Origin of the sequence: Spirulina subsalsa FACHB-351 (assembly GCF_026130165.1) — a bacterium.
Classification (GTDB): domain Bacteria; phylum Cyanobacteriota; class Cyanobacteriia; order Cyanobacteriales; family Spirulinaceae; genus Spirulina_A; species Spirulina_A subsalsa_A.
On record NZ_JAIHOM010000181.1, the window covers coordinates 1 to 6,645 of the forward strand.

5 protein-coding genes are annotated in these 6,645 nt (G+C 47.9%); 1 reads left to right on the forward strand and 4 read right to left on the reverse strand.

What is annotated here, in order from left to right; genetic code table 11:
* Nucleotides 1-180: 180 nt before the first annotated feature.
* On the reverse strand, nucleotides 181-1,599 hold the full coding sequence (locus K4A83_RS21355) for a hypothetical protein (RefSeq protein WP_265266729.1): 1,419 nt from the start codon (nucleotides 1,597-1,599) through the stop codon (nucleotides 181-183).
* A gap of 242 nt (nucleotides 1,600-1,841) precedes the next feature.
* On the opposite strand from K4A83_RS21355, the gene chlP reads away from it, so the two are divergent.
* Nucleotides 1,842-3,065: a geranylgeranyl reductase gene (gene chlP / locus K4A83_RS21360; RefSeq protein ID WP_265266730.1), complete on the forward strand. Its 1,224-nt coding sequence runs from the start codon at nucleotides 1,842-1,844 to the stop codon at nucleotides 3,063-3,065.
* A gap of 260 nt (nucleotides 3,066-3,325) precedes the next feature.
* Here chlP and K4A83_RS21365 read toward each other — a convergent pair whose 3' ends face one another.
* The 3 genes from K4A83_RS21365 to clpS form a co-directional block, all read right to left on the reverse strand.
* Entirely contained in the window at nucleotides 3,326-3,556 is a 231-nt protein-coding gene (locus tag K4A83_RS21365) for a hypothetical protein (protein WP_265266732.1), read from the reverse strand.
* Nucleotides 3,557-3,634: 78 nt separating this feature from the next.
* Nucleotides 3,635-5,914: a heavy metal translocating P-type ATPase gene (locus K4A83_RS21370; protein ID WP_265266733.1), complete on the reverse strand. Its 2,280-nt coding sequence runs from the start codon at nucleotides 5,912-5,914 to the stop codon at nucleotides 3,635-3,637.
* A 214-nt stretch (nucleotides 5,915-6,128) separates the two neighbouring features.
* Nucleotides 6,129-6,428: an ATP-dependent Clp protease adapter ClpS gene (gene clpS, locus K4A83_RS21375; RefSeq protein ID WP_265266734.1), complete on the reverse strand. Its 300-nt coding sequence runs from the start codon at nucleotides 6,426-6,428 to the stop codon at nucleotides 6,129-6,131.
* Nucleotides 6,429-6,645: the final 217 nt, after the last annotated feature.

Below are 6,645 nucleotides of genomic sequence, written 5' to 3' on the forward strand. Positions count from 1 at the left end.
GTACGGTAGGGCATACCGGAACTCACGCTTGGGGAGAGATTCCCTCTGGCTTGGTTGGATACGTCCTGCCAAGTTAAGGAAACTCGTTGAACCAAGAATCCCTCGCTTTCAGCGATGGGAGTGTCAACTATCTTCTGGGGAGTTGGAGGGGCGATACCCGATCGGGTTGGTGTGGGTGGTTCACTCTCTTGATTTGGGATAGGGGCAGAAATAAGACCACCAAATAACCATTAAAAACAACAATAGGAGAAAGACAATTCCCGATGGGTTGAGGACGGAAGGCAAGGTGTTAAAGTCTTCTGGGAGTCCGGTTTGTAACCAATCCAATAGGGGAAACCATGCCCCGCGAAAGATATAGATTAAGGTGTAAATAATGATATTGTCTGTATCATAACCCTGCTGGGCTCCGGCTAAGTTGATTAGAAAACCTAGGGCAATTAAGGCGATTCCGAGGTGATAATGAGGGGGGCGGAAATGTAGGGCAAAGGTTAAACAAAGTAGGGGAACAAGGGGGATAATATACCGACAACCAAAGAGGGTATATTGTAAGTAACTGGCTGGGAGGGCGAGGAGAAAGAAACTATAGGCGATGAAAACCCCAAAAATATATCTTTTTTCGTTGTGCTTAAAGTAGAGACGCTGATGATTGTGATGGAGTAAGTAAACCATTGCTAGGGTAAAATAGGGCATATAAATGAATAACCCAGCTTGGGGACTAAAGAGGTAAGTAAATAGGGATCTGGAGCGCTGAAAAATTTGCAGGGCAAGGGAAACTGATGGTTCAGGAATAGCTTCTTGGGCAAGGAAAACATTGGAGGCGGATAGGAAGGGGTTGCCGAAGCAAAGATATTGATATAGTAGGAGTAGAAGTACCGGGGCAATTGTGCCGAAGAGGAAGTATCTTAAAACCAGCCAATAGGTTCTATTTTGCCAAAATAAAAGGATTAAAACAACCCCAGCTAAGGGGACAATGGTTAAGTCAATGACTAAGCCATAGGCGAGGATAAACCCAATTAAAAAAAGTTGGGTTTTATAGCTTTTAATTCTTAGGATTTGGGGTTTAAAGAGCAGAACAAAGACGAAAATTGAGAGGGAGGCGATGAGGATATTTTGGGATAAACGGGTGGAATAAAAGAAGGCAATGCTACAAAAATTGTAGAGAAACACGGTCAAAATTCCCCGCCATTGGCTTTTGCTGCGCTGGTAGGCCCATAATCCTAAAAAAACTCCAGCCAGGGCGCTCAAGAGGCTGCTGGTGCAGGCGGTGGTGATAAAATGGGCGAGGAAGTGGTGGATCTCTTCACGGCGGAAGGGAGAGGCTGGGGGGATGTTTTGATAAAAGAAGTTTGCGATCGCCCAAAATGGCACCCCTAACCAAGCTGTACCCGGATTAATATTGCTGTAGTAGTGTCCCCCAGACATCACCACATCCCCAAAAAAGGGAGAAGTTTGGTAGGCATCTAAACGAAAGGTTCTCTGTTCTACTATGGCTCTCACCAATAACACAAAGCGATCGCTTCCGGCCGCTAAGTGACGAAAGTGAAACAAATAGACTAGCCAACTGGTGAAAAATAAACGCCCAACGGGAAAGTTTTTCATGATCTCAACATTTGCCAAAATTCCCCCTTATAGGGTATTGTCAAATCGTGCCGCCTTAGTTCCAACTCCGCGATTTTCGCCTAATTTGTCCCCAAAATCCGCCAAATGTAACGAATTGTTACTAGAGTTTTAAGCTCTATTGCGAAATGTCTCAAAGTTGCCACACAACAAACCACAGAGACAAAAGTCCGTGATACCATTCACACCTGTAGATGATAAGACACAGATATAGGAGAAAAGCCTTGGTACTAAGGGTTGCTGTTGTTGGCTCCGGTCCAGCAGGTTCATCTGCTGCTGAGACACTGGCAAAAGCGGGAATTGAAACTTATTTATTTGAACGTAAGTTAGATAACGCCAAACCCTGCGGCGGGGCGATCCCCCTGTGCATGGTGAGCGAGTTTGACCTACCCCCGGAAATCATTGATCGTCGGGTGCGGAAAATGAAAATGATCTCTCCCTCCAATATAGAGGTCAACATTGGTCAGACTTTAAAAGATGATGAGTATATTGGGATGTGCCGTCGGGAAGTTCTCGACGGTTTTCTGCGAGATCGGGCGGCTCAATGTGGGGCAAACTTAATCAATGGAACGGTGTATCAATTAGATATTCCGTCCTCCGATAATCACCCTTACACCTTACACTATGCCGATCATTCCAACGGCAGCGCTACCGGGGAAATGAAAACCCTGCAAGTGGATCTAGTGATTGGGGCCGATGGGGCGAATTCCCGGATTGCCAAGGCCATTGATGCGGGGGATTATAATTATGCGATCGCCTTCCAAGAGCGCATCCGTCTCCCTAAAGACAAAATGGACTACTACGAAGAATTGGCGGAAATGTACGTCGGAGATGACGTTTCCCCTGACTTCTACGCTTGGGTATTCCCCAAATATGACCACGTGGCTGTCGGGACCGGCACCATGAAAGTCAACAAAGCGATTATTAAAAATTTACAGGCCGGAATTCGCGCCCGTGCTGCCAAAAAACTCGAAGGTGGCGAAATTATTAAAGTAGAAGCCCATCCCATCCCGGAACACCCCCGTCCCCGTCGTGTAGTGGGTCGCGTGGCCCTAGTTGGGGATGCGGCCGGTACAGTGACCAAATCCTCGGGAGAGGGGATCTACTTTGCCGCCAAGTCTGCCCGGATGTGCGCCGAAACCATTGTAGAAACCAGTAATAATGGTCAACGCATCCCCACGGAAGCGGATCTGAAGCTGTATATCAAACGTTGGGATAAACAGTATGGCATGACCTACCTCGTGTTAGATATCCTGCAACGGGTGTTCTATCGCAGTGATGCTACCCGCGAGGCTTTTGTGGAAATGTGTTCGGACATTGATGTACAACGGTTAACGTTTGACAGTTATTTATATAAAACCGTTGTGCCTGCCAATCCTTTGGTCCAAATGAAAATCACAGCCAAAACTATTGGTAGTTTGCTCCGTGGCAATGCGTTAGCCCCTTAGATAGATTTGCATAACACACCTCAAGATAGATACAACTCCTGTTACAGGAGTTGTTTTTTTATTGACACACTGAAATTTAGGGTGAATCCTGTCATTGCGAGGGGGGAAAACGTTGAATGGCACTTTTAAACTGTTTGACATCCGCCCCGCCGTAAACGGACGGGAATTCCATCTATTTCAACAGGTCAAAAATTGACAATTGTTGAAATGCTGGATGGAATAACAATGGACACCATTCAGGCTTAACTTGTCAAGATTGGTCATGGGGTATTGGCTTTGTCCTTGAATAAAAACCACCAGAGTTCCAAGCCAATTAATCCTAATCCCCCTGCGGTGACGGCTAATTTTAAGAGTAAAGGCTGTTCGATTTGTTCAAAGGTTTGGTCTTTGAGTGGGGTAGAATGCTCCATTTTAGCTTCACCGGGAGAGGGACGAGTTAAGAGTAGAATCAAGGTGATTGCTGTTAGGAAAAAAGTTCGATTAAGTTGCATGGTTTTCAGGATAGATTACTGGAAATCTCGGGAAATGATAACCTGTTAGTTAATCCATGTTAGGGTTTCCTCTTCTAATTATCCTATTTTGGGTTTAAAATGTCGTAACCGTAAGGCATTCATGACCACAGAAATGGAACTCAAAGCCATAGCAGCCCCAGCGACAATGGGATTGAGTAACCAACCGAAAAAGGGGTATAAAATCCCGGCGGCAATGGGAATCCCGGCGACATTATAAATAAAGGCGAAGAACAAATTACTGCGAATATTGCCGAGGGTGGCATGACTGAGTTGGATGGCGGTGATCAGGCCTTGTAGGTCGCCGGAAATAAGGGTAATGTCGGAGGCGGCGATCGCAACATCAGTCCCGGTCCCAATGGCAATCCCTACATCTGCCTGGGCTAAAGCAGGCGCGTCATTGATGCCATCCCCCACCATAGCCACCCATTTCCCCTCCTGTTGTAACTGTTGGATGATGGCAGATTTTTGATCCGGGCGCACTTGAGCAAAGACGCGGGGAATTCCGGCTTGTTGGGCGATCGCATCGGCGGTTTTTTGATTATCCCCCGTCAGCATCACCACCTCTAGGCCCATTTTCCGCAACCTCTTCACCACCGACGACGAAGAGGGTTTTAACCCATCAGCAATGCCCACAATGGCCTCTACCTGCCCCTCTAAGGCCACCCAAACCACCGTTTGACCATCCGACTCCCACCCTTCGGCTAGGTCGCTTAACGGCTCATTGTGGGGGGTCTGGTGCTGACAGTCTAAGCCCAACTCCGTCAACCAGCGCCGGGTGCCAATTTGCAGCCAATGGCCATTGATGCGACCCTGTACCCCACTCCCAACCATAGCCTCAAAGCCCTCTACCTTGGGTAAATCCCCCCCAATTCCCTGATTTTTGGCATAGTTAACCACCGCTTCCGCTAAAGGGTGTTCTGATTGATTTTCCAAAGCCGCCATCAGACTTAATAACTCAATCTCATGACCATTAGCGGTTCCAGTGACCGTTTGTAACTGACGCACCATGGGCTGACCTACGGTGAGGGTTCCGGTTTTATCTAAAACAATCGTCTGGATTTTGTGGGCAACTTCCAAACTCCCCGCATCCTTGATTAACACACCATGTTCCGCCCCCTTCCCCGTGCCGACCATAACCGAGGTCGGAGTAGCCAAACCTAAAGCACAGGGGCAAGCAATCATCAAAACCCCCAAGGTGGTGAGGGTGGCGAGGGTCAGGTTGCCCATTGCCCAAAACCAGATCACAAAGGTGAGAATAGCAATAGCCATTACTGCCGGAACAAACCACCCCGTCACCTGATCTGCTAATTGTTGAATGGGGGCTTTTGATCCTTGGGCCGCTTGGACTAACTGGACAATCTGGGCTAATACCGTATCTCGTCCCACCCTTGTGGCCTTAAATTGGAAACTCCCGGTTTTGTTCAAGGTAGCCCCAATGACCTCATCTCCCGGTTGTTTTTGGACGGGGACACTTTCCCCTGTCACCATAGCTTCATCCACGGTAGAGGAGCCTTCGATCACCTGCCCATCTACAGGGATTTTTTCCCCCGGTCGGACTAAAATGCGATCGCCCACCTCCACCTCTTCCACCGGGATATCCTGCATCTGTCCCCCTCGGATGACCCTTGCCGTCCGGGCTTGCAGTCCCAACAACTGACGAATCGCCTCCGAAGTCTTCCCCCGGGCCCGATGTTCCAAAAACCGCCCCAACAGCACCAAAGTAATCACCATCGCGCTGATTTCATAGTAAACATCCGGCGCTAACCCTTGCTGGATAAATAAATTGGGGGCAAAAGTCGGCACCAACGAGTAAACATAGGCCGTCCCCGTCCCCAGCGCCACTAGGGTATTCATATCTGCACTATTCTGTTTAAAAGCCTTCCACGCACCCGTAAAGAAACCTTGTCCTACCCAAAACACCACCGGAGTTGTTAACACCAACTGAAGATAGGGATGATGTAACCACATGGGAATCCAAGGTAAATGTAACCCCGTCATCATCGGCAGGCCACCAAACATCAAAACCCCACTGACGATTCCCCCTAATACCAGTTTGCCCATGAGTTCCCGTTTTTGGGCTTCTCGCAGCGCCTTTTCCTCCTCATCCAACTCCCTCCCCATCTCCTTCATGGGGAAAGCCTGATATCCCGCCCGACTCACGGCCGCTTGAATGACATCAAGGGTCGTTTGTGCCGGGTTATAGCGGATCTTAGCCTGTTCTGCGGCAAAATTGACCTGACAATCCGCAACCCCAACAACACCCCTCACTACGCGCTCAATACGACTGGCACAGGCTGCACAAGACATTCCCTCTAAACGTAAGGTTGATTCTTCCATCCCATCCTCCTTGCTTTACCTTGCTGTTTTCAAGATAAAGTCTCCTGTCAACTGGAGAGTCAAGGGAATCGCTGTTCTGGGTTGAGGAATGTAACTAGGGCTTGCTGAATAACTCGGGGAGCAGGGGAGCAGGGGAGCGGGGGAGCAGGAATAATTATCAATTATCAATTGTCAATTATCAATTCCCTTGATAACGCCTTTAGACCCAGGAGTGTCAATCATCCGGCTCAATGGTACTGGTTAAGCCGTGATTTTTGAGAGTTTCACAATAGAACTCCGCGTGTTCTAAAGCACAGGTAATGACTAAAGCTAATCCATTGGTATGAGCTTCCATCATAATGCTAACCGCTTGAGGTTGAGTGAGTCCGGCTACCGTACTCATCAAAGTTTGCACCACATATTCCATGCTGTTGAAATCATCATTGTGCAGTAAAACACGATAGCGGGGGGCGTGTTTACGGGCTGTAGAAGACTTTTCCCCTAAAGATGGCTTATCAATGACTTCTGTAGACATGGCCAATCAACCTCCTGTTTGTTTTATTTAATATATCTGTATTATTTCTGAATGGGTCATTGTTAGCTTTCAATTATACCCAAAACCCAACATTGACCAAAAATAATGGGTTTCAAGCCCCGCCCTTCCAGGGCGGCATTAGGAGTGCTACAATGATACCAAGCAAGCCAGTGTCAAACAATGTTGGTTCTCGAATACAAGGTCAAACCCAAACCTT